Annotated in this window: 21 protein-coding genes; 5 read left to right on the top strand and 16 right to left on the bottom strand. The window is 71.4% G+C overall.

From position 1 onward, the window contains the following. Positions 1 to 372: 372 nt before the first annotated feature. Together ACFYYW_RS34800 and map are read right to left on the bottom strand one after the other, a co-directional pair. On the bottom strand, positions 373 to 642 hold the full coding sequence (locus ACFYYW_RS34800; RefSeq protein ID WP_352318980.1) for a hypothetical protein: 270 nt from the start codon (positions 640 to 642) through the stop codon (positions 373 to 375). Positions 643 to 856: 214 nt separating this feature from the next. After that, complete coding sequence (map, locus tag ACFYYW_RS34795) at positions 857 to 1,624, bottom strand: type I methionyl aminopeptidase (protein ID WP_387655209.1); 768 nt, start codon at positions 1,622 to 1,624, stop codon at positions 857 to 859. 125 nt (positions 1,625 to 1,749) lie between these two features. Here map and ACFYYW_RS34790 point away from each other — a divergent pair, with 125 nt between their 5' ends. Continuing rightward, the gene (locus ACFYYW_RS34790; protein ID WP_387655207.1) at positions 1,750 to 2,478 is read left to right on the top strand and encodes a YoaK family protein; all 729 of its coding nucleotides are present in this window, start codon (positions 1,750 to 1,752) and stop codon (positions 2,476 to 2,478) included. A gap of 101 nt (positions 2,479 to 2,579) precedes the next feature. On the opposite strand, the gene ACFYYW_RS34785 is transcribed toward ACFYYW_RS34790, so the two are convergent. The 6 genes from ACFYYW_RS34785 to ACFYYW_RS34760 form a co-directional block, all read right to left on the bottom strand. Then, the gene (locus tag ACFYYW_RS34785; RefSeq protein ID WP_387655204.1) at positions 2,580 to 3,203 is read right to left on the bottom strand and encodes a class I SAM-dependent methyltransferase; all 624 of its coding nucleotides are present in this window, start codon (positions 3,201 to 3,203) and stop codon (positions 2,580 to 2,582) included. 102 nt (positions 3,204 to 3,305) lie between these two features. Beyond that, entirely contained in the window at positions 3,306 to 4,289 is a 984-nt protein-coding gene (gene ilvC / locus ACFYYW_RS34780; protein WP_352319077.1) for a ketol-acid reductoisomerase, read from the bottom strand. A 23-nt stretch (positions 4,290 to 4,312) separates the two neighbouring features. Continuing rightward, positions 4,313 to 4,837, bottom strand: coding sequence for an acetolactate synthase small subunit (gene ilvN, locus ACFYYW_RS34775; RefSeq protein WP_352318972.1), 525 nt, complete (start codon positions 4,835 to 4,837; stop codon positions 4,313 to 4,315). Next, positions 4,830 to 6,569, bottom strand: a complete 1,740-nt coding sequence (locus ACFYYW_RS34770) for an acetolactate synthase large subunit (protein ID WP_352318970.1) — start codon at positions 6,567 to 6,569, stop codon at positions 4,830 to 4,832. The genes ilvN and ACFYYW_RS34770 overlap by 8 nt, the downstream gene beginning before the upstream one ends. 207 nt (positions 6,570 to 6,776) lie before the next feature. Next, positions 6,777 to 9,392 carry a putative bifunctional diguanylate cyclase/phosphodiesterase gene (locus ACFYYW_RS34765; protein WP_387655199.1) on the bottom strand — a complete coding sequence of 872 codons (2,616 nt, stop codon included), beginning with the start codon at positions 9,390 to 9,392 and terminating at the stop codon, positions 6,777 to 6,779. Positions 9,393 to 9,627: 235 nt separating this feature from the next. Continuing rightward, a complete protein-coding gene (locus ACFYYW_RS34760) occupies positions 9,628 to 10,446 on the bottom strand; it encodes a 2-hydroxyacid dehydrogenase (protein ID WP_387655196.1) in 819 nt (272 codons plus the stop codon). A gap of 125 nt (positions 10,447 to 10,571) precedes the next feature. Between ACFYYW_RS34760 and ACFYYW_RS34755 the strand changes: the two genes are divergently transcribed. Then, positions 10,572 to 11,660: a PQQ-dependent sugar dehydrogenase gene (locus ACFYYW_RS34755; protein WP_387655193.1), complete on the top strand. Its 1,089-nt coding sequence runs from the start codon at positions 10,572 to 10,574 to the stop codon at positions 11,658 to 11,660. Here the strand turns inward: ACFYYW_RS34755 and ACFYYW_RS34750 are convergent. The 3 genes from ACFYYW_RS34750 to ACFYYW_RS34740 all read right to left on the bottom strand — a co-directional run bounded on the left by ACFYYW_RS34750 (position 11,657) and on the right by ACFYYW_RS34740 (position 15,968). Next, positions 11,657 to 13,543, bottom strand: coding sequence for a VanW family protein (locus ACFYYW_RS34750; protein WP_352318962.1), 1,887 nt, complete (start codon positions 13,541 to 13,543; stop codon positions 11,657 to 11,659). The two genes, ACFYYW_RS34755 and ACFYYW_RS34750, sit on opposite strands and share 4 nt — an antisense overlap. Positions 13,544 to 13,743: 200 nt before the next feature. Next, positions 13,744 to 14,406 carry a response regulator gene (locus ACFYYW_RS34745; protein ID WP_352318960.1) on the bottom strand — a complete coding sequence of 221 codons (663 nt, stop codon included), beginning with the start codon at positions 14,404 to 14,406 and terminating at the stop codon, positions 13,744 to 13,746. After that, positions 14,403 to 15,968, bottom strand: a complete 1,566-nt coding sequence (locus tag ACFYYW_RS34740) for a sensor histidine kinase (RefSeq protein WP_352318958.1) — start codon at positions 15,966 to 15,968, stop codon at positions 14,403 to 14,405. Before ACFYYW_RS34740 ends, ACFYYW_RS34745 begins: the two co-directional genes overlap by 4 nt. 145 nt (positions 15,969 to 16,113) lie before the next feature. Here ACFYYW_RS34740 and ACFYYW_RS34735 point away from each other — a divergent pair, with 145 nt between their 5' ends. From ACFYYW_RS34735 to ACFYYW_RS34725, 3 genes are read left to right on the top strand one after another with little or no spacing between them, the layout of a single operon-like run. Then, positions 16,114 to 17,085 (top strand): tripartite tricarboxylate transporter substrate binding protein, encoded by a 972-nt coding sequence (locus ACFYYW_RS34735; protein WP_352318957.1) that lies wholly within the window; start codon positions 16,114 to 16,116, stop codon positions 17,083 to 17,085. Beyond that, on the top strand, positions 17,085 to 17,570 hold the full coding sequence (locus tag ACFYYW_RS34730) for a tripartite tricarboxylate transporter TctB family protein (RefSeq protein ID WP_352352222.1): 486 nt from the start codon (positions 17,085 to 17,087) through the stop codon (positions 17,568 to 17,570). The genes ACFYYW_RS34735 and ACFYYW_RS34730 overlap by 1 nt, the downstream gene beginning before the upstream one ends. 1 nt (position 17,571) lies before the next feature. Next, positions 17,572 to 19,095 (top strand): tripartite tricarboxylate transporter permease, encoded by a 1,524-nt coding sequence (locus ACFYYW_RS34725; protein ID WP_364412725.1) that lies wholly within the window; start codon positions 17,572 to 17,574, stop codon positions 19,093 to 19,095. A 160-nt stretch (positions 19,096 to 19,255) separates the two neighbouring features. Here ACFYYW_RS34725 and gatB read toward each other — a convergent pair whose 3' ends face one another. From gatB to ACFYYW_RS34700, 5 genes are all read right to left on the bottom strand, one after another. Next, positions 19,256 to 20,743 carry an Asp-tRNA(Asn)/Glu-tRNA(Gln) amidotransferase subunit GatB gene (gene gatB, locus ACFYYW_RS34720; protein WP_364412750.1) on the bottom strand — a complete coding sequence of 496 codons (1,488 nt, stop codon included), beginning with the start codon at positions 20,741 to 20,743 and terminating at the stop codon, positions 19,256 to 19,258. Positions 20,744 to 20,745: 2 nt separating this feature from the next. After that, on the bottom strand, positions 20,746 to 22,236 hold the full coding sequence (gene gatA / locus ACFYYW_RS34715) for an Asp-tRNA(Asn)/Glu-tRNA(Gln) amidotransferase subunit GatA (protein WP_352318951.1): 1,491 nt from the start codon (positions 22,234 to 22,236) through the stop codon (positions 20,746 to 20,748). Then, a complete protein-coding gene (gatC, locus tag ACFYYW_RS34710; RefSeq protein WP_101787882.1) occupies positions 22,233 to 22,532 on the bottom strand; it encodes an Asp-tRNA(Asn)/Glu-tRNA(Gln) amidotransferase subunit GatC in 300 nt (99 codons plus the stop codon). Before gatC ends, gatA begins: the two co-directional genes overlap by 4 nt. Positions 22,533 to 22,629: 97 nt before the next feature. Continuing rightward, positions 22,630 to 24,075, bottom strand: a complete 1,446-nt coding sequence (locus ACFYYW_RS34705) for an ATP-binding protein (RefSeq protein WP_387655185.1) — start codon at positions 24,073 to 24,075, stop codon at positions 22,630 to 22,632. 72 nt (positions 24,076 to 24,147) lie between these two features. Further along, positions 24,148 to 26,220, bottom strand: a complete 2,073-nt coding sequence (locus ACFYYW_RS34700) for an EAL domain-containing protein (protein WP_352318947.1) — start codon at positions 26,218 to 26,220, stop codon at positions 24,148 to 24,150. Between the last annotated feature and the right edge of the window lie 116 nt (positions 26,221 to 26,336).

The raw sequence follows: 26,336 nt of genomic DNA, 5'->3' as shown, positions 1-26,336 counted from the left end.
ACAGAGTGGTCATCACGATCTGATCACCTGGAGCTCCAGATATAGTTCGCATTTTCACTACATAGCCGACATGGGCGCGCCAGACTTCGGTTCAACGCCGTGGCGGACCCCTGATCCCGGGAGCGCCGGGCCGTCGCCGGCCCCACCCCCAAGCCGGTCGTCCCACCACATGCCCGGCACGCTCCCCTCCCGGCGGGCCCGCGCCGCACGTCCCCCCGCACACCGGACCGCGGCCGGGCCCGCCCCCCTTCGGCAGAGGACGACCCGGACCTTCGGCTTTTCGCACCGGGACCCGAGAAAGGGCATGACTAAAGGGGCCTGTCCTTGTGGACAGGCCCCTTAGTCGTGCAGTTCAGCCGCTGAGGAATGACTTCAGCTGACGGCGCACTTCGTGTCTTTGCTCTTGATGCCGAGGATCTGGCTCAGGATGTCGCCGGTCTCGAGGACGAGCACGCCGCTGGTGCTGTTGTCGACCTCGCCACGGGCGAAGATGTTCTCGTCACCGCAGACGAAGAGAACCCGGCCCGGGTCCTCGTCGGAGTGAGGGACGAAGGCCATGTGAGGGGTCGCCGCTAGAGCGGAGCCGCCGACCATGACCATCCCGCCGACGAGCCCGGCCAGGATGAGCCCTTGTCTGAACATATCGATTCTCCTTGATACCTATCGACTACTCTCCGTAGCTATCGGGAGGAGATTTGCCCTAGGCCCTCTTTCAACAAACGCCTGCATTTCTGTCTTTACCAGCGAAAATACGCCGCTTGAGCGAAGGGGGGACGCAGCCCGTCCTTCTTGACCGATCGGTGTACGCGGCAGAGGAATATCCGGGCCCGCCATGACCCCGCGCTGACGGCGGGCGTCAGGGGAGGGTGAGAACCACCGGGCCGTCAGCGGTGATGGCGACCGTGTGCTCGACGTGCGCACTCCTGCTGCCATCGGACGAGCACACCGACCAGCCGTCCTCGGCCATGACGTACTCGTCGCCGCCGCCCGCCATCAGGCTCGGCTCGATGGCGATCACCAGTCCGGGGCGCAGTCGCAGGCCGCGCCCGGGGCGGGCCTCGTTGGGCACGAACGGCGACTCGTGCATGGCCCGGCCGATGCCGTGGCCGCCGAAGTCGTTCTGCATGCCGTAGCCGGCGCCGCGGCCGACCAGCGACATCGCGTGCCCGATGTCGCCCATCCGGCCGCCCGGCACGGCGGCCGCGATGCCAGCCGCCAGCGTCTCCTCGGCCACCCGGATGAGCTTGAGGTCCTCGGCCCGGCCGGGCCCGACGGTGAAGGTGACCGCGCCGTCGGCGTGCCAGCCGTCGACGTGCGCGCCGAAGTCCACGCTCAGCACGTCGCCCTCGCGCAGCCGGTACGGCGTGGGCAAGCCGTGCAGCATGACCCCGTTCACGGACGTGCACACCACCCCCGGGTACGGCATGGCCCCGAACGACGGGTGGTAACCGAGGAACGACGACCGCGCCCCGGCCTCGTGCATGACCTCCCGGGCCAACTCGTCGAGCTGCAGCAGCGACACCCCGGCGGCGGCCCGCTCCTTGACGGCGGCGTGCACGGCGGCCACGACGCGGCCCGCCTCCCGCATGGCGTCGATCTCTCCGGCGGTCTTGAGCGTGATCACAGCGGCCTCCCAGCCCTCGGCGCGATAACTATACCGGTATTATTATCACGCTTCACCGTGAGCTCGCAGCCGCCCGGCCGCCCGATTGACTAATCACCCAGAGTAATCGTTATAGTGCTCAGAGTATGCGTTTCGGACGGTTCTCCATGCTCGCTCTGGCGCTCGCGGCAGGGGCCGTCGACGCGCTGAGCTTCCTCGCGCTCGGACAGGTGTTCACCGCGAACATGACCGGCAACATCGTCCTGCTCGGCCTGGCGCTCGGCACCGGCGACACCTCGCACGTCATCCGCTCGGGACTCGCCCTGACCACGTTCTGCCTGGGCCTGACGATCGGCTTCGCCCTGCTGAACGACCCGGCCGGCCGCGCTCCCCCGCCGGCGGGGGAGCCGGACCGGGTGCCCGCGCGTCCGCCGGCGGGGGTGCCGGACCGGGTGCCCGTGCGTCCGCTGGCGGTGTTGCTCGCGGAGCTGGCGCTGCTGGTGGTGGTGGCGGCCGGATGGACGGCCCGCGCGCTGCCGCATGCGGCGCTGATCGCCGCCTCGGGAACGGCGATGGGCCTGCAGAGCGCCGTCACGCGCTGGGCGGGCGGTCCCGGGCTGTCCACGACGTACGTCACGGGCACGCTGACCAGCCTGGCGGGCCGGGCGGTCGGCCCGCGCTCGGGGGTGCTGCGCCCGCTGGCCGTGGTGCTGTGCGTGGTCTCGGGCGCCGTCGTCGCTGCCTCTGCGCTGCGGGTGCACGCCGCCGTCACCCCGTTCATCGCCCCGGCAACGGTCGCGGCGGCCACCGCCGCCTGGGCCCTCACCGCGACCCACCGCGCAGGACCGCGCCCGCGCGGCCGGTCGGCCCCGTGACGGGGAGGCGGGCGCCGTACGGCAGCCAAGCGCCGCAACCCGCAGCCGGCCCACCCTGCGACAGACCTCGGAAGCCGCGAGGCAGCGCACTCGGCTACCAGTCAGCCCGGAGAACCCGGGGTGGCGGGTTTGCGGTAGGTCAGGAGGTAGCGCCAGAAGAGCAGCCTGCGCAGGGAGAAGCCGGGCAGCAGGGACGCCGCTTCCCGCCGTACCTCCGTGAAGGACATGTCCGGCGGCCGCACCGGTGCGCGCACGGATCCGGCCCGCGGCCCGCCGACGCGCTCTCCCGCCGCCACCACCACCCGGGCCACCGCGTTCACCGGTACGGCGGCCAGGCTCCACGCGAAGTCGACGGCCGTGCGCTCCGCGTAGCACCCGAGGACGGCCAGCACCCCGCCGGGCGCCAGCGCGTCCCGGAAGGCGGCCACGGTCCCGAACGGCATGTGGTGCAGGCTCGCCAGGCAGGAGATGTAGTCGTAGCGCCCCGCGGGCAGCTCCATGCGCGTGACGTCGGCGCACAGGAACCGGACCCCGTCCACCGGCGCCGACGAGGCGGCCTCGATCACCTCGGGCGCCGGGTCGACCGCGTCGACCTCGATCCCGAGGCCCGCCAGCCGCCGCGCGAACCGCCCGGTGCCGCAGCCGACGTCGAGCGCCGTCCGGGCCCCCTCGGGCACGAGCCGCGCCATCGCCGGGTGGTAGTGATCGTTGTGGTTGAAAGGCATCCCGGCATCATGCCATCGGCTCGCCGGCGGACCCCGGAGAACGGGCGAAAAGCGTCGCCCGCCCGCTGAGCGTGCAGCGGGCGGGCGACGTACGGCGGAAGGTCAGCCCTTCAGCCAGCTCATCATCGGGCGCAGCTTCGCGCCCGTCTTCTCGATCGGGTTCTCGGCCAGCTCCTCGCGGTGACGCGTGAACTCCTTCTGGCCGCCGTCGAACTCCTCGACGAGCTGCCGGGCGAAGGTGCCGTCCTGGATCTCGCCGAGGATGCGGCGCATCTCCTGACGGGTCTCGTCGGTGATGACGCGCGGGCCGCGGGTGTAGCCGCCGTACTCGGCGGTGTCGGAGACCGACCAGTACATCTTGGAGATGCCGCCCTCGTACATGAGGTCGACGATGAGCTTCATCTCGTGGAGGCACTCGAAGTAGGCGACCTCGGGCTGGTAGCCGGCCTCGATGAGGGTCTCGAAGCCCGCCTTGATCAGCTCGGAGACGCCGCCGCACAGCACGGCCTGCTCGCCGAACAGGTCGGTCTCGGTCTCCTCGGTGAAGGTGGTGCGCAGCGCGCCGGCGCGGGTGCCGCCGATGCCCTTGGCGTACGACAGCGCCAGGTCGAGGGCCTTGCCGGAGGCGTCCTTCTCGACCGCGACCAGACACGGGACGCCGCGGCCGGCCTCGAACTGGCGGCGGACCAGGTGGCCCGGGCCCTTCGGGGCGACCATGCAGACGTCGACGCCCTCGGGCGCCTCGATGAGGCCGTAGCGGATGTTGAGGCCGTGGCCGAAGAACAGCGCGTCGCCCTCGACGAGGTTGGGGGCGACGTGCTCGGCGTACAGGTGGCGCTGGATGTGGTCCGGCGCGAGGATCATGGTGAGGTTGGCCTCCTCCACCGCCTCGGCCGGGGTGACGACCCGCAGCCCGTCGTTCTCCGCCTTCTCGCGGCTCTTGGAGCCCTCGGGAAGGCCGACGCGCACGTCGACGCCGGAGTCACGCAGGGAGAGCGCGTGGGCGTGGCCCTGGCTGCCGTACCCCAGCACGGCCACGTGACGCCCCTGGATGATCGACAGGTCGGCCTGGTCGTCGTAGTAGATCTCGGTCACTTGAATAAAACCTTTCAGGCGGTACGGTCCAGTGCCCTGAGGGACCGGTCTGTGATGGAACGGGCGCCGCGGCCGATGGCCACCATGCCCGACTGGACGAGTTCTTTGATCCCGAACGGCTCAAGGACCTTGACGAAGGCCTCGAGCTTGTCGGGAGTGCCGGTGACCTCTATGGTCACCGCGTCGGCCGCGACGTCCACGCAGCGGGCACGGAAGAGGTTGACGAGTTCGAGGACGTGCGACCGGTTCTCGGCGTCCGCCTTGACCTTGATCAGCATGAGTTCGCGCTGGACCGACTGTGACGGATCCAGTTCGACGATCTTCAGGACGTTGACCAGCTTGTTGAGCTGCTTGGTGACCTGTTCAAGGGGCAGCTCCTCCACGCTCACCACGATCGTGATGCGCGAGATGTCGTCGTGCTCGGTGGGCCCGACGGCGAGCGAGTCGATGTTGAACCCCCGCCTGCTGAACAGCGCCGAAACCCGAGCGAGAACACCTGGCTTGTTCTCGACGAGCACAGACAGAGTGTGTCTACTCATCCTCGTTCTCCCACTTCGGCGCCATGTCACGGGCGATCTTGATGTCGTCGTTGCTGGTGCCGGCCGCGACCATGGGCCAGACCATGGCGTCCTGGTGGACGACGAAGTCGATCACGACCGGCACGTCGTTGATCTCCATGGCCTTCCTGATGGTCGCGTCGACGTCCTCGGCGCGCTCGCACCTCAGGCCCACACAACCATAGGCCTCCGCCAGCTTGACGAAGTCGGGGATGCGACGCGCGGTCTGCAGGTCGGTGTTGGAGTACCGCTCCTCGTAGAAGAGCGTCTGCCACTGGCGGACCATGCCGAGGTTGCCGTTGTTGATGACGGCGATCTTGACCGGCACGCCCTCCAGGGCGCAGGTGGCCAGCTCCTGGTTGGTCATCTGGAAGCAGCCGTCGCCGTCGATGGCCCACACCGTGGCCTCCGGCCGGCCCATCTTCGCGCCCATGGCGGCCGGGACGGCGAAGCCCATCGTGCCGAGGCCGCCGGAGTTGATGAACGTCCCGGGGTTCTCGTAGTCGATGAACTGCGCGGCCCACATCTGGTGCTGGCCGACCCCGGACACGTAGTAGGCGTCGGGCCCGGCGATGGCGCTCAGCCGCTCCATCACGTACTGGGGGGCCAGCGTGCCGTCCTCGAAGGTCTCGTAGCCCAGCGGGTAGGTCTCCTTGTAGCCGTTCAGGACGGTCCACCAGTCGGTGTAGTCGCCCTTCTGGCCGGAGGCCTGGATCGCGCCGACGAGGTCGCTGATGACCTCCTTGCAGTCGCCCACGATGGGCACGTCGGCGTGCCGGTTCTTGGAGATCTCGGCCGGGTCGATGTCGGCGTGCACGACCTTGGCGTGCGGCGCGAACGAGGCCAGGTTGCCGGTCACCCGGTCGTCGAAGCGCACGCCCAGCCCGATGATCAGATCGGATCTCTGCAGCGCGCCCACGGCCGAGACGCTACCGTGCATGCCCGGCATGCCCATGTGCTGGGGGTGGCTGTCCGGGAACGTGCCACGGGCCATCAGGGTGGTGACGACCGGGATGCCGGTCAGCTCGGCGAGCTGCAGCAGCTCGGCCGACGCGCCGGCCTTGTGCACGCCGCCGCCGACGTACAGGACGGGCCGCTGGGACTCGGCGATCAGCTTGGCGGCCTCGCGGATCTGCTTGGAGTGCGGCCTGGTGACCGGGCGGTAGCCCGGCAGCTGCATGACAGGCGGCCAGCTGAAGGTGGTCTGGGCCTGCAACGCGTCCTTGGAGATGTCCACCAGCACCGGCCCGGGACGGCCGGTCGAGGCGATGTGGAACGCCTCCATGATCGTGCGCGGGATGTCCGCGGGATCGGTGATCAGGAAGTTGTGCTTCGTGATCGGCATGGTGATGCCGGAGATGTCGGCTTCCTGGAAGGCGTCCGTGCCGATCATCGGCGCGGCGACCTGGCCGGTGATCGCCACGATCGGCACCGAGTCCATGAAGGCGTCGGCGATCGGCGTCACCAGGTTGGTGGCCCCGGGACCGCTGGTCGCCATGCAGACCCCGACCTTGCCGGTGGCCTGCGCGTAACCCTCGGCCGCGTGGCCGGCGCCCTGCTCGTGCCGTACAAGCACGTGCCGGACCTTGGTCGAGTCGTAAAGGGGATCGTAGGCGGGCAGAATCGCGCCCCCCGGGATCCCGAACACGGTGTCGACTCCCACGTGCTCCAGCGCCCTCACCAGGGCCTGTGCACCTGTCATCCGTTCGGTCATCGGCTCGTTCCTTGCGTGGCTACTCACTTAAGGACATAAAAAATGCCCCTTCCCACCGGCGGGGGTGGGTCTGGGGCGGCGCGCAGGTCGGAGTGCTTCGCTATCGGCCTGCGCGCCGGCGAAGTACTACGAGAATCTCACTGCGAAGCATGGCTTACACCATAGCCGCTCAGAACGCCCCGATGTCAACTTGGCGGGACGCGAGTCTCAAACGGTGAGACTCGTCCGCATGAGGCTGTCCACGCCGCGGGCCGCCATGGGACGCGCCACCAGGAAACCCTGCCCCCTGGTGCAGCCCATCTCGCGCAGCAGCTCCAGCTGCTCGGGCCGTTCGATGCCCTCGGCCACCACGGTGAGCCCGAGGTCGTGGCCGAGCCGCACGATCGTACGGGTGAGCAGGGTCAGCGTGTCGTCCCGGCCCAGGCCCGACACGAACGACGGGTCGATCTTGATCATGTCGACCGGGAGCTGCCTGAGGAAGGCCAGCGAGGCGTAGCCGGTGCCGAAGTCGTCGATCGCCAGCCGCACGCCCAGCGCGCGCAGCTCCGACAGCCGCCTGATGGTCTCCTCGGCGTCCTCGACGAGCATCTCCTCGATCACCTCAAGGGTGAGCGCGGAGGCGGGCAGGCCGCTCTCGGCCAGCGCCTGCTCGACGGTCTCGACGAAGCGGGGCGCGGTGATCTGCCGGGCCGACAGGTTGAGCGACAGCCCGATGTCCCAGGACGAGGCCCGCCAGGACGCCACCTCGCGGCACGCCTCGCGCAGGATCCACTCGCTCAGCGGCACGATCAGGCCGGTGTCCTCGGCCGGGCCGAGGAACTGCTCGGGCGGCACGAACACCGAGCCGCGCCACCACCGCACCAGCGCCTCGACCGCGGTCACCCGGGACGTGGCCAGGTCGACCACGGGCTGGTACTCGATGGCGAACTGCTGCTCGATGAGCGCCCGCTGCAGGTCGGCGGCCAGCTCCAGGCGGCGCACCACGTCGGCGTGCATCTGCGCGGCGAACACCTCGACCCGCCGCCCGCCCAGCTCCTTGGAACGCGCCATGGCCACATCGGCGTTGCGCATGAGGTCGCCGGCGGGCAGGCCGTCCTCGGTGAAGGCGACGCCGACGCTCGCGGTCAGCGCCACGTCGCGGTCGGCGACCCGGAACGGCTCCTGGGAGACCGCGCGTACCAGGCGCTCGGCCATGTCCACGGCCATCTGGGCGTCGCCGCCGGTCTCCACGAGCACGGCGAACTCGTCGCCGCCCCACCGGGCCAGCGTGTCGTCGGCGCGGACGGCCCCGCGCAGCCGGCGGGCGGCCTGGCCGAGCAGGTAGTCGCCGCTGGCGTGCCCCACCGAGTCGTTGACCGAGGTGAACCCGTCGAGGTCGAGGAAGATCACCGCGACGTTGCCGGACGTGCGGCCGGACAGCACCTCGCGGGTGCGCTCCTCGAAGTAGGCGCGGTTGGGCAGCCCGGTGACGCCGTCGTGGAAGGTCAGGTGGGCGACCTGGTTGCGCAGGGCCTCCTGGTCGCTGACGTCGCGGGTGGTGACGAGCATGAGGTCGTCGCCGCCGATGTGGCGGGTGGCGACGGACTCGGTGGGCCGCCAGGTGCCGTCGGCGGCGCGCACCCGGCAGGCGATCATGCAGGCGCCCGGCGCGGCGCCCTCCTCGTCGGTGGTCATGGCGCGCATCGCGGCCTGGATGCCCGGGACGTCCTCGGGGTGGATGTAGTCGAAGATCGAGCCGCCGACCAGGTCGTCGGGCGGATAGCCGTACGTGACCTCGACGCCGGCGCCGATCTCGTGGACGACGCCCTCGTAGTCGCACAGCAGCACCACGTCGCCGGTGCTCTCGGCCAGCTCCCTGAGCTGCCGCTCGCCCAGCGAGACCAGGCCGCGCAGCCGGATGGACGCCGCCGAGAGCACGAACAGGCGGACGAGCAGGAGCAGCACCACGGAGACCGCGACCACCACGACGCCGGTCACCGGCTGCGCGGCCCGGGAGCCGGCCAGGTGGGCGAGCAGCGTGCAGGCGGCCACGGCGACGAGCGCCAGCGGCATCATCGCGACCACGTTGCGCACGACGGGACCGGCGACCGGCCGCGCCCGCGGCCCCCAGGGCACGGCGGCCAGCAGCAGCAGCGCGACGGGCACGAGCATGACGGTCCACATGGGCGGCGGGTCGCCGGCCAGGCGGGCCATGGCGGCCGACAGCCCGCCCACGGTCATGGTGGCCAGCACGCCCACCCCGGCCAGGCCGAGCAGCCACGAGCCGGCCCGGCTGGTGAGCACCGAGGGGATCACTCCGCAGGTGACGAGCAACGCGATCATCGGCGGCACCATGGCGAAGGTGAACGTGGGCGCGTCGCCCGCGTCCTCGTAGTAGTGGCGCAGCGCCACCACCCAGCCGATGAGGAAGAGCGAGGCCGCGCACAGGTACGCGTCCGTGAGATGCCTCAACACGACCTTGGCCGGGAACCTGCGGTCGGCGGCGATCAGCGCGCCGCCCGCGATGATCACGGTGCCGAGCAGGACGAACAGGTCGGCGAAGCTGACGACGAAGCTGGTGGCGACCGCGCGGAGCGCCACGCCGGCGAGCCACACGACGGCGCCGCCGCCCATCCAGCGCGCGGCCATCGCCATCGAGCGGTGTTCGGCCGACCTGACCGAGGCCACCAGCAGCGAGGCGGCGGCGGCCAGGGCCGCCACGCCGCCGGCCACGGCACCGGTCAGCACGGCCGGCCCGCCCGCGAGGAGCGCGGCGGCGAACGCCACCACTCCGGCCGCCCCTGCGGCGGCCAGCGGCGCCCGTGGATCACGCCAGCGGATCACAGTCGTTGCCCATCCTGTCTTGAACCCTGCACCAGTGACCGCCGAAGCCCGGCGCTCACATCGCCAGTGTGTGCGGTCGCGGATGCGCGGGTGGTGACAACGCCGATGTCGTCACCGATCTGATAACCACACAGACCAATTTCCGCCAAGAGTTCCTTGACAGCGAGTCAGGAACTCCCTGCAGACGCCACCGTACGCACGAAAGGTCACGGACCAGCCACGTTCCGGGATCCTCTCAATACGAGTCGGTAATGACGTTGATCAACTCTTCACCTGCGAGGTAGCGCCCGAGCTGCTCGCGGATCAGCCGGAGCGTGCGCCGTACGGAGGCGGGGGTGCTGCCCGCGATGTGCGGCGTGATCAGCACGCCCGGAGCGCTCCAAAGGGGGTGGCCCTGCGGCAGCGGCTCGGGCGCGGTGACGTCGAGCGCGGCGCGTAGCCTACCGGTTTTGAGCTCGGCGATCAGGGCTTCGGTGTCGACCACGCCGCCCCTGGCCGCGTTGACCAGGACGGCGCCGTCCTTCATCCGGGCCAGGAAGGCGGCGTCGACCATGCCCGCGGTGTCGGACGTGGCGGGCACGAGCAGGACCACGACGTCGGCCGACGGCAGCAGCGCGGGCAGCTCCTCCATGGCGTGCACGCCCTCGCGCGCGCTCCTGGCCACCCGGACGACCTCGACCTCGAAGCCGCTCAGCCGCCGCTCGACCGCCGCGCCGATGGACCCGTGGCCGACGATGAGCACGGTGGAGTCGGCCAGCACGCCGGTGTGGTGGTAGGTCCACTCGCCGCGGCGCTGGGCGTCGGCGAACCCGGGGAACTCCCTGAGCACCGCGATCATCGCGCCGACCGCCCACTCGGCGGTGCCGGCGTCGTGCACGCCGCGGGCGTTGCACAGCACCACCCCCTCGGGCAGGTGCGGCCGGTACGGCTCCACCCCCGCGGTGACGGTCTGCACCAGCCGCAGCGAGCGCATCCGCGCCAGCGTCCCCGGCACGTCGGGCACCACGACCAGCGGCGGGATCCAGACCTCGACGTCCTCGATGCCGTCCGGCATGGCCGAACCATCGTAAACAGCGCATTCGACGCCCGGAATGTCAGACAGGACATCCGCCGCCGCTTCGGACGGAACCCAGATCATCATGCCGAGAACCTTACGACCCGCGGGGAAGTATGGAACACATGAGGAAGCTCTGGACGATCGTGCTCCTGGCCGCGCTCGCCGCCTGCTCGGCCGGCGGCCAGGCGCCGCCGGCCACGAACCCGGCAGCCACGGACCCGCCGCCCTCTACCCCGGCGGCCTCGGTCCCGGCGGCCAGGGCGCCCCGCGCTCCCGCGGACGTGGCGACCGGTCTGGCCGTCCCGTGGGCGATCGCGTTCCTGCCCGGCGGGGACGCCCTGGTCACCGAGCGGGACACGGCCAGGCTGCTGCGCGTCACCCCCGCGGGCAAGGTCACCGAGGTCGCCCAGATCGGCGCGGCGCGGCCCGGCGGCGAGGGCGGCCTGCTGGGCGTGGCGGTCAAGGACCGGCAGGTCTTCCTGTACTACACCGCCGAGCAGGACAACCGGATCGTCCGCTACCGGCTCGGCGACGACGGCCTCGGCGACGAGCGGCTCCTCGTCCAGGGCATCCCCAAGGGCGGCATCCACAACGGCGGCCGGCTCGCCTTCGGCCCCGACGGCTACCTGTACGCCACCACCGGCGAGACCGGCGACCGCGGCCTGGCCCAGCGGCGCGACTCGCTCGGCGGCAAGATCCTGCGCCTGACCGTGGACGGCGCCCCCGCCCCCGGCAACCCGTTCGGCACGCTCGTCTACAGCTACGGCCACCGCAACGTCCAGGGCCTGGCCTGGGACACCGCGGGCCGCCTGTACGCCTCCGAGTTCGGCGCCAACACCTACGACGAGATCAACCTGGTCCGGCCGGGCGCCAACTACGGCTGGCCGGTGGTCGAGGGCAAGGGCAACGACGCCCGGTTCGTCAACCCCATCGTCACCTGGTCCACCGGTGAGGCGTCGCCGTCCGGCATGGCGTACGCGGACGGCGCGCTGTGGGTGGGCACGCTGCGCGGCCAGCGGCTGTGGCAGGTGCCGCTGGCCCGGGACGGCGCGCCGGGCACGCCCTTGGCCCGCTACGCCGGCCGCTACGGCAGGCTGCGCGCGGTCACCGCGGCGCCCGGCGGCGGCCTGTGGGTGAGCACCAGCAACAAGGACGGCCGGGGCTCACCGCGTCCGGGTGACGACCGCATCCTGGCGGTCGCCACGTCCTAGCCGGCCGTGCCGCAGGTGAGCGCGGTCTGCGGCCGGTACTTGGTGACCAGCTTCTTGTCCTTCTTCACGATCTCGCCGCCCTTGTGGAACACGCGGGTGACGTCGATCGTGAAGCCCTGCTGGCCGGCGGCGGGCACGCAGCCCGGCTCGTCGCTGGTCGCCCGGCCGAACGGCTTGAAGTCGCGCCGCTCGGACTCGACCGCCTCGACCTTGTCGTACCGCTTGGTGCTCCACAGGGTGACGCTGACCGTCGTGGCGGTGGTGGCGGTCTTGATCAGCACGCCGTACTCGGAGTCGTTGCGCCACTTGAGGTCGCGGTCGGGGTAGAGCAGCGCCACGTCGCGCCCGGCCGGGTAGGAGGGCGCGTAGTAGTCCATGGGCTCGTGCTCGACCAGGTCGAAGCCGCCGAGGAAGACCGCGTTGTACATGGTGGTGGCGAACTGGGAGACGCCGCCGCCGACGATGTCGACCATCCGGCCGCCGACGATCTGGCCGGCCCGGACGTAGCCGTCCTCGACCGTGCGCTCGCCGGTCGCCTCGTTGAGCGAGAGCGTCTCGCCCGGCTTGACCAGCCTGCCGTCCAGCTGCTGGGCCATGCGGCGGATGTTGGTGACGCGCGGCGGGCAGCAGTCGAAGGACGTGGTGAACGTGCCGACGTTCTCCTTGATGCCGAGGCCGCGGATCTGGCTCGTGGTGACCTCGGGGGTGACCACGCCCAGCTTGACCTCCACGGTCCGCGGGCCCGCGGCGGTGAGCAGCTTCTCGACGTCGCGGGCCAGCAGCTTGGCGTTCACGCCCCGGCCCTTGCGGGCGGGCACCAGCACCGGCTTGTCGCCGACGATCTGGTACGTCGCGTCGCGCGGCTGCTGGGTGGCGTCCACGAGGCTGTTCTCCACCGGCGCGAGCGCGGCCTCCGCGTCGAACTGGGGGACGAGCGCGCCGTCGTCGCCCGGCACGTAGGTCAGGTGGGCGGCGATCATGGCCGGGGTGAGCTGGGCCTGCTTGCCGGCCAGGGTCAGCGTGACGGGCGCGGAGACGGCCTTCCTGGCCGCGGCCAGGGCCGACTCGACGCTCTCGGCCGAGGTGACGGGCTTGGCCGGGCGCATGGAGAGCACCACGGCGCCGCCGCCGCGCAGGAACGCCTCGCCGATCCGGCGCACGGCGTCGTCGCGGTCGAGGAGCACGCCGTCCTCGGGCATGCGGGCCTTGGGCTCCAGCCCCGAGAAGGTCACCCTGCCCTCGCGGGCCTGCTTGTCCACGCCTTCGGCCAGGCCCTCGACGGTCCTGGTGAGCTGGGAGGAGTCGATAGTGATCTTGGGTGGGACGTCGGTCGTGCCGGTCAGGCCGCGCCAGACCTCGACAGGGCCGGGGAAGCCGCTGGGGGCCTGCCCGATGGTGCCGACCACGTCGAGTTCGAGGCCGGCCTCGTCGGGCTGGACGGTGTCCTTCTTGCCGTTGATGTTCACCGTGACCGGCCGGCTGAGCCTGGGGCCCAGCTCGGTGCGCAACTTGTCGGCCGCCTGGGTGACGGTCAGGCCGCCGATCTCCACGCCGCCCACCCGGGTGCCGCGCAGCACGGCCCCCGACATCATCACGGCCGGCACCACGTACGCCAGCGTGGCCAGGACGAGCACCAGCACCAGCACCCCGGGCAGCAGGCGGCGCCGGCGGACGGGCTCCGGCTCGAAGGCGGGCGACCGGTCGCCGCCGCTGCCGCCGAACACGGGGGCGGGCCCGGCGGGGTCCTTGTCCTTCATGGGCCATGGCTGCGCGGGCGGCGCCTTCGGTGGCAGCGCGCCGCCGGTCTGACCGCCGGGCGCGCTCGGTCCTGGGGCCGGCCGGGGCTCCTGCTGGTCCTGCGGGCCGAAGATGTCACGGGACACGCCCGGAGGTAATCCTTCGATCCGCGGCTTCTTGGAGACACCCGACGTGGGCATCGGCACCGAGGCGAACGGGTCGGTCGGTGATTCGATCGGTCCGGCGTTTCGCACGCCTCAATCTCCTCCCGGTCCGCAGCCAAGTCTCAGGCAACAGTAAGGCACGAGTATCCGACTATGTCACCAGAAACGAATACGGAAGTGTGTCAACCTAGCCACCGGTAGCGATGTTCCGGCCGTCCGGCGGTGCCGTACCTGGGGTGGAGCTCGGCCCGGCCCGAGGCGCACAGGTGCTCCAGGTACCGGCGCGCGCTCACCCTCGACAGGCCCGTGAGCTCGGCCGTCTCGGCCGCCGACAGGTCGCCTCCGGCCTCGCGCAGCGCCTGCGCCACCAGCGCGCAGGTGGCCGGCGACAGGCCCTTGGGCACCGGGACGGGCTGCTTGGGCGCGCCGAACAGCCGGTCGACGTCGTCCTGGCGGGCCTGGGGGCCGATGGCGGTGAGCCGTCTGCGGGTGTCGGCGTACTGGCGCAGGCGTTCGGTGAGCGCGGCGGCGGTGAACGGCTTGATCAGGTAGTTGACCGCGCCGCCGCGCATGGCCTCCCGGACCGTGGCGACGTCGCGGGCCGCGCTGATCATCAGGACGTCCACGTCGTCGATGGCCTTGAGCACCTCCAGGCCCGACATGTCGGGCAGGTAGATGTCGAGCAGGACCAGGTCGGGCCGGAGCTCGGCCACGGCGGCGAGCGCGTCGGCCCCGGTGTGCGCCACGGCGACGACCTCGAAGCCGGGCACGCGCGAGACGTAACCGCCGTGGATGCGGGCGACCATGAAGTCGTCGTCCACCACGAGGACCCGTACGTCGTTCACGCGCGGGCCTCGGCGGGCAGCAGGGCGGTGAAGACGGCGCCGCCGGCGTTGCGCACCCGTACCCAGCCGCCGCGGCGCAGGCACGCCTGCCGGGTCAGCGCCAGGCCCAGGCCGCGCGGCCCCGACAGGGCGGCCTTCGTCGTGAACCCCTCCCTGAAGACCTCCTCCACCAGCTCGGGCGTGATGCCGGGCCCGGAGTCGCCGACGCGGACGTGCAGGCCCTCGGCGTCGGCCACGACCGAGACCTCGATCGTGCCGCCCGCGCCGTCGAGCGCGTCGATCGCGTTGGCGACCAGGTTCCCCACCACCAGGACGGCGTCCTGCGGGTCGCCGAGCGCGCCCTCCGGCACGGCGGAGTCCTCCGCCAGCACCAGCCGCGCCCCGCGCTCGGCCGCCTCGGCCGACTTGGCCAGCAGCAGCGCGGCCAGCGTGGGGTCCTGGACGCGTTCGCGCAGGCCGGTGGCGTACGCGCCGGCCGTGGTGCGGGTGATGAAGCCGATCGCGGCCTCGTGCTCGCCGAGCTCCAGCAGGCCGACGACGGTGTGCATGCGGTTGGCGAACTCGTGGGCCTGGGCGCGCAGGGCCTCGGTCGCGCTGCTGGTGTCGTCCAGCTCGCGGGCCAGGCGGACCAGCTCGGTGCGGTCGCGCAGGGTGACGACCCAGCCGCGGTGCCGGCCGCGTACCGCGACCGGGGTCCTGTTGAGCACCAGCACGCGCTCGCCGTGCAGCACCACGCGGTCCTCGCCCGGGTCGGCGCCGGTCAGCACGTCGCGCATGCGCTCGGAGACCGGCATGCGCGTCACGTCGGTCCCGAGGTCGCCGAGCAGGTCGCGGGCCGCGTCGTTGACCAGCGTGACCCGCCCGGCCAGGTCGAGGGCCAGCACGCCCTCCTTCACGCCGTGCAGCACGCCCTCGCGCTGCTCCAGCAGCGCGGCGATCTCGCGCGGCTCCAGCCCGAACGTCTGCCTGCGCACCCGGGCGGTGATCAGCGCGGCCAGCGCCAGGCCGGCCAGCAGCACGGCCAGCGCGGTCCAGATCAGCGGCGGCAGCGCGCCGCCGAGCTGGCCGGTGACCGTGGTCTGCAGCACGCCGACCGACACCAGGCCGATGACGTTGCCGTATTCGTCGCGGATGGGGGTCTTGCCGCGGACCGTGGTGCCGATCGTGCCCGTCTCGGTGCCGACCCAGCTGCGGCCCGTACGCAGGACCGCGGTGCCGTCGGTGGACAGCCGCTTGCCGATCAGGGCGGCGTTGGGATGGGCGTAGCGCTTCTGCTCGGCGTTGGCGATGGCCACGTAGTCGGCTCCGGTCTCGTGCTGGACGCTGAGCGCCAGCGGTTGCAGCACCGACTCCGGGTTCTCCAGCCGGAAGGCGTCGCGGACCTGCGGAAGGGCGGCCACCGACTGGGCGATGGCCAGGGCGCGCTGCTGGTGCAGCGCGTCGAGCTGCTCCCTCGTGTGCCCCGCCCACACGCCTGCCGTGCCGCCGACGGCGAGCAGCACGATCACCATCTGGAGCACGAACAACTGGGTGCCGAGGGGGGCGTCGGTAACCCTGCGCACGCCCACATGGAAACAAAGCCAGGTCACGGCCAGGTCGCGACCAATACGACCACTATGACGGCAACCGCCCAAAGCCTCGACCGGGCGGGGAACGGGCATCACCATCGCAGGCCAACGACTGTGCGAATCCCCCACTGGAGTGATCATGCGCTTGCGCGTATTCGCCGCCGCCCTGGCGGCACTCTCCGTCGCCGCCCTGTCCGGCTGCGCCGAGACCGGCGCCTCCGGCGGCGACGGCTCCCTGCGGATCATGGCCCCCGCGGCGGCCGGCGGCGGCTGGGACCAGACCGCCCGCACCGCCGAGCAGGCGCTCAAGACGGCCGACCCCAAGCGCAAGGTCGAGGTCTACAACGTGCCGGGCGCGGGCGGCACGATCGGCCTGGCCCAGCTCGCCGGCGAGAAGGGCAACGGCAACCTGCTGATGACCATGGGCCTGGTCATGGTGGGCGCGATCGAGCAGAACAAGTCGAAGGTCACCCTGGCCGAGACCACCCCCATCGCCAAGCTGACCGAGGAGTACGAGATCGTCGTGGTCCCGGCCGACTCCCCGTTCAAGACGCTGGCCGACCTGGTCGCCGCGTGGAAGGCCGACCCGGCGAAGGTCTCCGTCGCGGGCGGCTCGGCGGGCGGCACCGACCACATCGTGGCCGGGCTGATGGCCAAGGCCGCGGGCGTGGACCCCAAGCAGGTCAACTACATCGCCCACTCCGGCGGCGGCGAGGCGCTCAACGCGCTGCTGGGCAGCAAGGTCAGCGCGGGCATCTCGGGCGTCGGCGAGTTCGCCGAGCACGTGAAGTCCGGCAAGCTGCGGGCGCTGGCCGTCAGCAGCGGCTCGCGCGTCGCCGGCCTCGACGCGCCGACGCTGAAGGAGGGCGGCCTGGACGTCGAGCTGGCCAACTGGCGCGGCTTCGTCGCCCCCGGCGGCCTGGACGACGCCGCCAAGAAGTCCCTCACCGACCTGGTGACCAAGATGCACGACTCCCAGCCGTGGAAGGACGCCGTCGCCAAGAACGGCTGGATCGACTCCTTCCAGACCGGGCAGCAGTTCGCCGACTACCTGAAGTCCGAGGAGACCAAGGTCAAGGGCATCATCGCCGAAATGGGGCTCGTGTCCTGATGGCTCGCCGGTGGCGGCCCGAACTCGGGCTGGCGGTCGTGGTGCTCGGGCTGGGCGTGTTCGTGATGGTCGGCACGCTCGACGTCTCGGCCGCTGCCTCCCAGCTCGGCCTCGGGCCGCGCTTCTTCCCCATGCTGGTCGGCGCGGCCATGGTGCTGATCGGCCTGTTCTACGTGATCGACGTGCTGCGCGGCGGCGCCGGCGACCCCGAGGAGAGCGAGGACGTGGACGCGGACGCGCCCACCGACTGGCGCAGCGTCGGCCTGGTCAGCGGCGTCTTCCTGGCCTTCGCCGCGCTGCTCGACGTGCTCGGCTGGGTCATCGGCGCGAGCCTGCTGTTCTTCGGCCTGTCGGTCGTGCTCGGGGCCGAGCACAAGGTGCGGGCCGCCGTGGTGGCCGTGGTCCTCGGCGTGACGACGTACCTGCTGTTCGTCAAGGGCCTCGGCGTCTCGCTGCCGGCCGGCCCGCTCGGCGGGGTGATCTGAGATGGGCTCGATCGACCTCCTGATGGACGGCTTCGCCGCCGCCCTCACCCCCGTCAACCTCCTGTACGCCCTGATCGGCGTCACCCTCGGCACCCTGGTCGGCGTGCTGCCCGGCATCGGGCCCGCGATGACCGTGGCGCTGTTGTTGCCGATCACCTTCACCGTGCCGCCGGCCAGCGCGTTCATCATGTTCGCCGGCATCTACTACGGCGGCATGTACGGCGGCTCGACCACCTCCATCCTGCTCAACACGCCGGGCGAGTCGTCCTCCATGATCACCGCTCTGGAGGGCAACAAGATGGCCAGGCGCGGACGGGCGGCGCAGGCCCTGGCCACGGCGGCCGTCGGGTCGTTCGTGGCGGGCACGATCGCCACCGCGCTGCTGGTGGTGGCCGCGCCCGCCGTGGTGAGCTTCGCGATCTCGTTCGGCCCCGAGGACTACTTCGCGCTGGCGATCCTGGCCTTCACCGCCGTGTCGTCGGTGTTGTCCCGCTCGGTCGTGCGCGGGCTGGCCTCCCTGGGGCTGGGGCTGGTGATCGGGCTGATCGGCATCGACCAGCAGACCGGTCAGGCGCGGCTCACGCTGGGCGTCCCCCAGCTGCTCGACGGCATCGACGTGGTGATCGTCGCGGTCGGCCTGTTCGCGGTGGGCGAGGCCCTGTACGTGGCCTCCCGGCTGCGCCACGCCGCGCCCGAGGTGGTGCCCGTGGGCCGGGCGTGGATGGGCCGCGCCGACTGGCGGCGCTCCTGGTTGCCGTGGCTGCGCGGGACCGCGCTCGGGTTCCCGTTCGGCGCGCTGCCCGGCGGCGGCGCGGAGATCCCCACGTTCCTGTCGTACGCGGCCGAGAAACGCCTGGCCAAGGGCGTGGCCAAGGAGGAGTACGGCAGGGGCGCCATCGAGGGCGTCGCGGGCCCGGAGGCGGCCAACAACGCCTCGGCCGCCGGGACCCTGGTCCCGCTGCTCACGCTGGGCCTGCCCACGTCGGCCACGGCCGCCATCCTGCTGGCCGCCTTCCAGCAGTACGGCCTGCAGCCCGGCCCTCAGCTCTTCGACCACAACCCGGCCCTGGTGTGGGCGATGATCGCGTCGCTGTTCGTCGGCAACACGATGCTGCTGGTGCTGAACCTGCCGCTGGCTCCCCTGTGGGCCCGCGTCCTGCGCATCCCCCGGCCGTACCTGTACGCCGGGATCGTGCTGTTCGCCGCGCTCGGCGTCTACGCCCTGAACGGCACCGTCGTGGACCTGTTCGTCCTGTACGTCCTCGGTCTGCTCGGGTTCTCCATGCGCCGCTTCGGCCTGCCCGTCGCGCCCGCGGTGATCGGCATGATCCTCGGACCGATGGCGGAGATCCAGCTCCGCCGCGCGCTCGCCATCGGCGCGGGCGACGTCAGCGTGCTGGTCCGCAGCCCGATCGCCGCCGTGCTCCTCGCCCTGGCCCTGCTCGCGCTGCTCACGCCGGTGTTTCGGCGGCTGATGGCACGCCGGGGCGTCGATGCGGTCACACCCGTGTCACGCGAGGACTGACCGGCCCGCCCACCGGGAACGTCGCCCGGTGGTTCTTGGGACCCGCCTTCCCGCGGCAGGACGCGCGGCAGGCACGGCGCCCGCGAGCGCGCCCCTCGGTGGCCCCGCCGATATGTCCGGATCGGCGGGCCCACCAGGGGGCCCCGCAGATGTGCCGGACCTACTCCGAGACGCCCAGCTTCTCCAGGATGAGCTGCCGGGCGCGGGCCGCGTCGGCCTTGCCGCGGCTGGCCTTCATCACGCCGCCCACCAGCGCACCGGCGGCGGCGATCTTCCCGGACCGCACCTTCTCGGCCGCGTCCGCGTTGTCGGCCAGCACCTGGTCGATGATCGCCGACAGCTCGCCCTCGTCGTTGACGATCTGCAGACCGCGCGCCGCGACCACCTCGTCGGGCGTGCCCTCACCGGCCAGCACGCCTTCGAGCACCTCCCGGGCGAGCTTGTCGTTGAGCGCGCCCGAGGCCACCAGCTCGGTGACCCTGGCGATCTGGGCCGGCGTGATGGGCAGCTCGCCCAGCGCGACGCCGCTCTCGTTGGCGCGCCGCGCCAGCTCGCCCATCCACCACTTGCGCGCGTCGGCCGCCGGGGCGCCGGCCGCGACCGTGGCCTCGACCAGGTCGATCGCGTCGGCGTTGTGCATGGCCTGCATGTCGAGGTCGGACAGACCCCACTCGGCCTGCAGCCGCTTGCGCTTGACCGACGGCAGCTCGGGCAGCGCCGCCTTCAGCTCGGCCACCCACGCCGGGTCGGGCTCGATCGGCACCAGGTCGGGCTCCGGGAAGTACCGGTAGTCCTGGGCCTCCTCCTTGGACCGCCCGGACGTGGTGGTGCCGGTGTCCTCGTGGAAGTGCCGCGTCTCCTGGATGATCTTGCCGCCCTCGGCGAGGACCCCCGCCTGGCGCTCGATCTCGCTGCGCACCGCCCGCTCGACGCTGCGCAGCGAGTTGACGTTCTTGGTCTCGGTGCGGGTGCCCCACTCCGACGACCCGCGCGGCATGAGCGAGACGTTGACGTCGCAGCGCAGCGAGCCCTCCTCCATGCGCACGTCGGACACGCCGAGCGAGCGCATGATCTCGCGCAGCTCGGTGACGTACGCCTTGGCCACCTCAGGCGCGAGCCGGTCGGTGCCCGGGATGGGCTTGGTGACGATCTCCACCAGCGGGATGCCCGCGCGGTTGTAGTCGACGATCGAGTAGTCGGCCCCGTGGATGCGGCCGGTCGCGCCGCCCACGTGGGTGGACTTGCCGGTGTCCTCCTCCAGGTGCACGCGCTCGATCTCGATGCGCACGGTCTCGCCGTTGACCTCGACGTCGACGTAGCCGTCGAAGCAGAGCGGCTCGTCGTACTGGGAGATCTGGTAGTTCTTCGGCATGTCCGGATAGAAGTAGTTCTTCCGGGCGAAGCGGCACCATTCGGCGATCGAGCAGTTCAGCGCCAGGCCGATGCGGATCGTCGACTCGATGGCCATGGCGTTGGCCACGGGCAGCGAGCCGGGCAGCGCCAGGCAGGTCGGGCAGACCTGGGTGTTGGCCGGGGCGCCGAAGGTGGTCTTGCAACCGCAGAACATCTTCGACTTGGTGCCGAGCTCGACGTGCGTCTCCAGCCCGAGCACCGGCTCGAACCTGTCGAGCGCTTCGTCATAGACCATGGTCATAGCGACGGGGCCTCCTTCAGCAGCGGGCCGCCCCAGCGGCTCTCCAGGGCCTTCTCGACGGCGGCGCCGACGCGGTAACAACGGTCGTCGGCCAGAACCGGGGCCATGATCTGCAGGCCGACCGGCAGGTTGTCCTCGTCGGCCAGGCCGCACGGCACCGAGATGGCCGCGTTGCCCGCGAGGTTGGACGGGATGGTGCACAGGTCGGCGAGGTACATCGCCATCGGGTCGTCGGTGCGCTCGCCCAGCCGGAACGCCGTGGTGGGCGTGGTCGGCGAGACCAGCACGTCGACCTGCTCGTAGGCCGCCTCGAACTCGCGCGAGATGACCGTGCGCACCTTCTGCGCCTGGCCGTAGTAGGCGTCGTAGTAGCCGCTGGACAGCGCGTACGTGCCCAGCATGATGCGCCGCTTGACCTCGGGGCCGAACCCGGCCGCCCTGGTCAGCGCCATGACCTCCTCGGCGCTGCGGGTGCCGTCGTCGCCGACGCGCAGGCCGTAACGCATGGCGTCGAAGCGGGCCAGGTTGGACGAGCACTCCGACGGCGCGATCAGGTAGTACGCCGGCAGCGCGGTCGTGAACGACGGGCAGGACACCTCGACGACCGTGGCGCCCAGCGACTCCAGCAGCTTGACGACCTCGTGGTAGCGGGCCAGCACGCCCGGCTGGTAGCCCTCGCCGGCGAACTCCTTGACCACGCCGATGCGCATGCCGGACACGTCGGGGTTCCTGGCCGCCTCGACGACGCTCGGGACCGGCGCGTCGACCGACGTGGAGTCCATCGGGTCGTGCCCGGAGAACGCCTCCTGCAGCAGCGCCGCGTCGAGCACGTTCCGCGCGAACGGCCCAGGCGTGTCGAGCGAGCTCGCGAACGCGATCAGCCCGTACCGGGACGAACCGCCGTAGGTGGGCTTCATGCCCACGATGCCGGTGACGGCGGCGGGCTGCCGGATCGAGCCGCCGGTGTCGGTGCCGGTGGACAGCGGCGCCTCGTACGCGGCGACGGCCGCGCTGGACCCGCCGGACGAGCCGCCCGGGATCCTGTCCAGGTCCCACGGGTTGCGGGTCGGGTGGTAGGCGGAGTTCTCCGTGGAGGAGCCCATGGCGAACTCGTCGAGGTTCGTCTTGCCGAGGATGACCAGCCCGGCCTCGCGCAGGCGCGCGGTCACGGTCGCGTCGTACGGCGGCCGCCACCCTTCGAGGATCTTGGACCCGGCCGTGGTCGGCATGTCGCGGGTGGCGAAGATGTCCTTGTGCGCGACCGGCACCCCGGCCAGCGGCCCGAGCTTCTCGCCCGCACGCAGCCGGGCGTCGACCGCCCGTGCCTGCTCAAGGGTCGTCTCCCGGTCGACGTGCAGGAACGCCTGGACCTTGGGCTCCACCTCGGCCATGCGGTCGAGGTGCGCCTCGGCCACCTCGGCGGCCGACACCTCACCCGCGGCGATCATCGCGCCCAGCTCGGCGGCGGTCTTGCGGATCAGACTCATGCCTCCTCCCCGAGGATGCGCGGCACACGGAAGCGGTCGTCCTCGACGGCGGGAGCGCCGGAAAGGGCCTGCTCGGGCGTCAGGGACTGTCGCACCTCGTCGGCACGGAAGACATTGGTCAGCGGAAGCGCGTGCGACGAAGGCGGCACGTCCTCGGCGGCGACCTCAGCCACCTTCGCGACCGACTCGATGATGGCATCGAGCTGGGTGGCGTAGTGGTCGAGCTCGTCGTCGGTGAGCGCCAGCCTGGACAACCGGGCCAGGTGCGCGACCTCGTCGCGGGTTATGGCGGACATGAGTCGTTGAACCCGTTTCGTGGATGGAGTTTGGGACACTGCCATCCTAGGGGGCTTGACGCCGCAGGCCCGAACCCTTAACCCGGCGGAAACACACTCATCCGTAGAGCTCGTCCAGGCCGATCGCCAGCACGTCGCTCTCCTGGGCCAGCGCGGCCTCGAATCCGGCCCCGCTGTAGCAGACCAGCTTGGCGTCCCGCACGTCGAATCCCTTGGCGTCGAGCAGGTCTCGCGCCCTCCTGAGCCGGGCGACGTGCCGGGGCCCCATGACCTTGCCCCATTTCACCTCGCCCAGCGACAACACCCGCCTGCGCTCGCCGCGCATCGCCGGCGCGAAGACCGCGACGTCGATCTGGATCTGCTCGTGCCGTACGGGATCGACGACGGTTCCCGCGCCGATCTCGCCGGGCGAGTTTCCCAGGACGTCGAGTTCCAGCAGGTGGAACTGACGGCACATCTCCTCGAAGTGCGGGCCGAGCACCTGGTCGGTGAAACCGGCCCGGCCGTCCTGCCACACGAACTCGGCCCGGCCGCTCTCCAGCGGCCCCCACTGGGGTCGCATCACAACCTCGTAGAAGTGGATGAGCGGCTCGCACACGCGGTAGACCGACCGCGAGGAGCGGAAGACGTCCACCTCCCTGCGCAGCAGGTTGCTGTCCTCCAGCACGTTGAGGTGATGGCCGATGTCGGACGCCTTGCGCCCCACATAGCTCGCGATGCCGCCCCGGGTGCCGTTCCCGGTGGCCACGGCCGCCAGCACGGACTTGTACATGGCGGTGTCCCGCACCTCCGCCTCCTCTTCGAGGAGATAGCGGGCCTCCTTGAAGAGCGGGGTCAAGGGCGAGAGCACCGTGCGCTGCACCCAGGCGTCGAAGTCGGCCAGGCCGTCCGGCCTGTCGTCGTTGGCCAGGGGCAGGTACGCGGGGGTCCCGCCGGCGATCGCGTGCACCTTCACGGCCAGCTGCGGATCGGTGATCCCCCAGTACCGTGCGGCGAGGCGGTAGTCGAACGGCCGGACCACGAGTTCCATGGAAGCCCGCCCCCTCAACGGCGCGTCGCCTGCCAGGAGCCGGCCCATCACCGACATCGCCGAGCCGCACAACAGCAGGGACGCCGGCACTTCGTCGAAGACGGCCCGGTCGACGGCCTGCTGGATGATCGAGGGCAGGGCCGGCGACGCCTTGCTGAGGTAGGGGAACTCGTCGATCACCATGAGTGCGCGGCGCTCGGCGCTGACGGCGAAGAGCTGGCCGATCGCCTCGTCCCAGGTCGTGAATCGGAACGGCGCCGAAGCCCCCACGTACCGGGCCAGAGCGGCGGCGAAGAGGTTCAGCGACTCCGTCGGGGTGCCCTCTGTCGCGCCGAAGTAGAAGCCGCCCGTCTTGCGCGCCAGCGACTCGACCAGGAACGTCTTGCCCTGGCGGCGCCTGCCGCTGACGACGCCGAGCCGGGGCCGGGGCCGGGGACCGGAACGCTCGACGAAGGCGGTCAGAGCCTCCCACTCGAAGTCGCGCGCGAAGATGCGTTCAGGCTTCGGGATCAAGAGGCCCCCAGAGACGACATCGAAGTGTACTTCGACGAAGTGTACTTCGACGAAGTCGACTCCTGTAATCGTTCAGGCCGTCTGGGTGACCTCGGACTGGTAGCCGAACTCGATGGCCGGCGCCGCCTCGCAGCGGCCCCTGAGCCAGACGGTGGCCTCGGCGGCCGGCATGGGCTGGCAGAACAGCCAGCCCTGGCCCAGGTCGCAGCCCATCTCGGCCAGCCGCAGCGCGACGTCGTCGGACTCCACGCCCTCGGCCACCGAGCGCAGGCCGAGCGAGCGCACCAGGTCGACGATCGAACGGACGATGCGGTCGTCGTCGTCGGACTCGGCGATGCGGCGGACGAACGAGGCGTCGATCTTGACCTCGGAGACCGCCAGACGCTGGAGCCTGATCAGCGAGGAGTAGCCGGTGCCGAAGTCGTCGAGGGACAGCGGGACGCCGAGCGCGGCCAGCGCCTTGATGGTCTCCTGGGTGTAAGCCTGGTCGCCGGTCAGGATGCGCTCGGTGACCTCCAGCTGGATGGCCGCGGGCGGCAGGCCGTACCGGGTCAGGCCGACCTCCAGCTGCTCGGGCAGCGCCGCGTCGAGCAGGTCGCGGGCGGAGATGTTGACCGAGATCTGCACCTGCAGGCCGGTGTGCCACCAGCGGGCGGCCTGTTCGAGCGCGGCCTCGATGACGTATTCGGTGAGCTGGCGCATCAGGTACGTCTGCTCGGCCAGCGGGACGAAGTCCGACGGCGGGATCGGCCCGTGCACCGGATGGCACCAGCGCAGCAGGGCCTCCACCCCGGTCACCGCGCCGCCGGCCAGGCTGACCTTGGGCTGGTAGTGCAGCTGCAGCTCGCGGTTGTCGATGGCGCGGCGCAGGTCGCCCAGCAGGTTGAGCCGTTCGGGCGAGTTGCGGTCTTTGTCGGGCTGGTAGAGCTCTACCCCGGTACGCCCCTCCTTGGCCAGGTACATGGCCACGTCGGCGCGTTGCAGCAGCAGCTCGAAGTCGGGGGCGTGGTCGGGGAAGAGCGCGATGCCGACCGAGCCGTCGAGGTCGAAGCTCATGCCCTCCAGGCGGACGGGCTCGGTCAGGGCCGCCCGCAGCCTGGCGGCCACCTCCCTGGCGGCGTTGGCGTCGCGGATCGAGGGCAGCAGCACGGCGAACTCGTCACCGCCGAGCCTGGCCACCACGTCGCCCGGACGCACGGAGTGGGTGAGCCGGTGGGCCACCATCTGCAGCAGGCGGTCGCCCACCGGATGGCCCATCGTGTCGTTGACCTCCTTGAACCGGTCGAGGTCGAGGAGGAACAGCCCGACCCGCTCGTCGTGGCGGGACTCGGCCAGCGCCTCTTCGGTGCTGACGATGAGCATCTTGCGGTTGGGCAGGCCGGTCAGCTCGTCGTGCATGGCCTGGTGGTCGCGGCGCATGGACAGCGTGGCGGTGAAGTAGACGGCGGCGAGCGGGGCGACGAAGAGCGGCACCAGGCCGGGCGAATGGTCCATCACCACGACGACCAGCGGTGCGAGGCCCAGCAGCGCGGTGTAGACGAGCCCCTGCGGCCCGGCGGTGACCCGCAGCACGCGGACGATCGAACGCCGCTCGTGCAGGGCGACCGCCCCGGACACGAGCGCGGCCCTGGTGGCGAAGTAGGCCACCCCGGCCAGCGCGATCGCCGGCAGGTCGCCCCCGCTGGGCGTCCACGGCAGGGCCGGGCCCGGCACGACGCCGAACAGCCCGAGCACCACGGCCGCGGCGGTGAGCGCGAGGGTGGACTGGGCGACGTTGAACATGACCCGGTGCCACGCCTTGCGCGTCACGACGCCGTTCATGGCGATGGCGACGGCCTGCATCAGCACGGCGGTGGACAGCCCGAAGTGCAGCAGCACCGCGAAGGTGAACATGGTGGACGGGTACGTGCCGCCGACCGCGGTCGCCGAGGACACCATGACGGGCCGCAGCTCGCCCAGCATCACCAGCACCGCCAGCACCCAGAACAGCGGGGTACGGGCGAGCTCCGCCAGCGCGGCCGGATCCAGCCTGAGCATGGCCACGATCAGCGCGGTGAAGCCGATCACGGTGATGCCCGCGAGGAACGCCCAGAGCGGCGTGCCGACGCGTGGACCGGTGTCACGGGTGTCGGTTGGGTCAGTCATCGGTAACAGAACCCCCATTAGGTCACTATGGGAGGGTACGACCTTCACCCCACTTCGCGAAACCAAGCGCGTACGTTCCGTCACTTCTCCTTTCCGACATATACCCAAAAACCACT

The sequence above is a fragment of the Nonomuraea sp. NPDC001831 genome (genome assembly GCF_042892035.1).
Classification (GTDB): domain Bacteria; phylum Actinomycetota; class Actinomycetes; order Streptosporangiales; family Streptosporangiaceae; genus Nonomuraea.
This window is presented reverse-complemented; position numbering and strand designations above follow the sequence as displayed.

Bases quoted from the DNA above. Each gene is read 5' to 3' on its own strand.
- ACFYYW_RS34700 (WP_352318947.1), bottom strand. From the start codon at position 26,220: ATGACTGACCCAACCGACACCCGTGACACCGGTCCACGCGTCGGCACG.
- ACFYYW_RS34725 (WP_364412725.1), top strand. From the start codon at position 17,572: ATGGGCTCGATCGACCTCCTGATGGACGGCTTCGCCGCCGCCCTCACC.
- ACFYYW_RS34770 (WP_352318970.1), bottom strand. From the start codon at position 6,569: ATGACCGAACGGATGACAGGTGCACAGGCCCTGGTGAGGGCGCTGGAG.
- gatB (WP_364412750.1), bottom strand. From the start codon at position 20,743: ATGGTCTATGACGAAGCGCTCGACAGGTTCGAGCCGGTGCTCGGGCTG.
- gatA (WP_352318951.1), bottom strand. From the start codon at position 22,236: ATGAGTCTGATCCGCAAGACCGCCGCCGAGCTGGGCGCGATGATCGCC.
- gatC (WP_101787882.1), bottom strand. From the start codon at position 22,532: ATGTCCGCCATAACCCGCGACGAGGTCGCGCACCTGGCCCGGTTGTCC.
- ACFYYW_RS34790 (WP_387655207.1), top strand. From the start codon at position 1,750: ATGCGTTTCGGACGGTTCTCCATGCTCGCTCTGGCGCTCGCGGCAGGG.
- ACFYYW_RS34735 (WP_352318957.1), top strand. From the start codon at position 16,114: ATGCGCTTGCGCGTATTCGCCGCCGCCCTGGCGGCACTCTCCGTCGCC.
- ACFYYW_RS34755 (WP_387655193.1), top strand. From the start codon at position 10,572: ATGAGGAAGCTCTGGACGATCGTGCTCCTGGCCGCGCTCGCCGCCTGC.
- ACFYYW_RS34785 (WP_387655204.1), bottom strand. From the start codon at position 3,203: ATGCCTTTCAACCACAACGATCACTACCACCCGGCGATGGCGCGGCTC.
- ACFYYW_RS34760 (WP_387655196.1), bottom strand. From the start codon at position 10,446: ATGCCGGACGGCATCGAGGACGTCGAGGTCTGGATCCCGCCGCTGGTC.
- ACFYYW_RS34800 (WP_352318980.1), bottom strand. From the start codon at position 642: ATGTTCAGACAAGGGCTCATCCTGGCCGGGCTCGTCGGCGGGATGGTC.
- ACFYYW_RS34730 (WP_352352222.1), top strand. From the start codon at position 17,085: ATGGCTCGCCGGTGGCGGCCCGAACTCGGGCTGGCGGTCGTGGTGCTC.
- ilvN (WP_352318972.1), bottom strand. From the start codon at position 4,837: ATGAGTAGACACACTCTGTCTGTGCTCGTCGAGAACAAGCCAGGTGTT.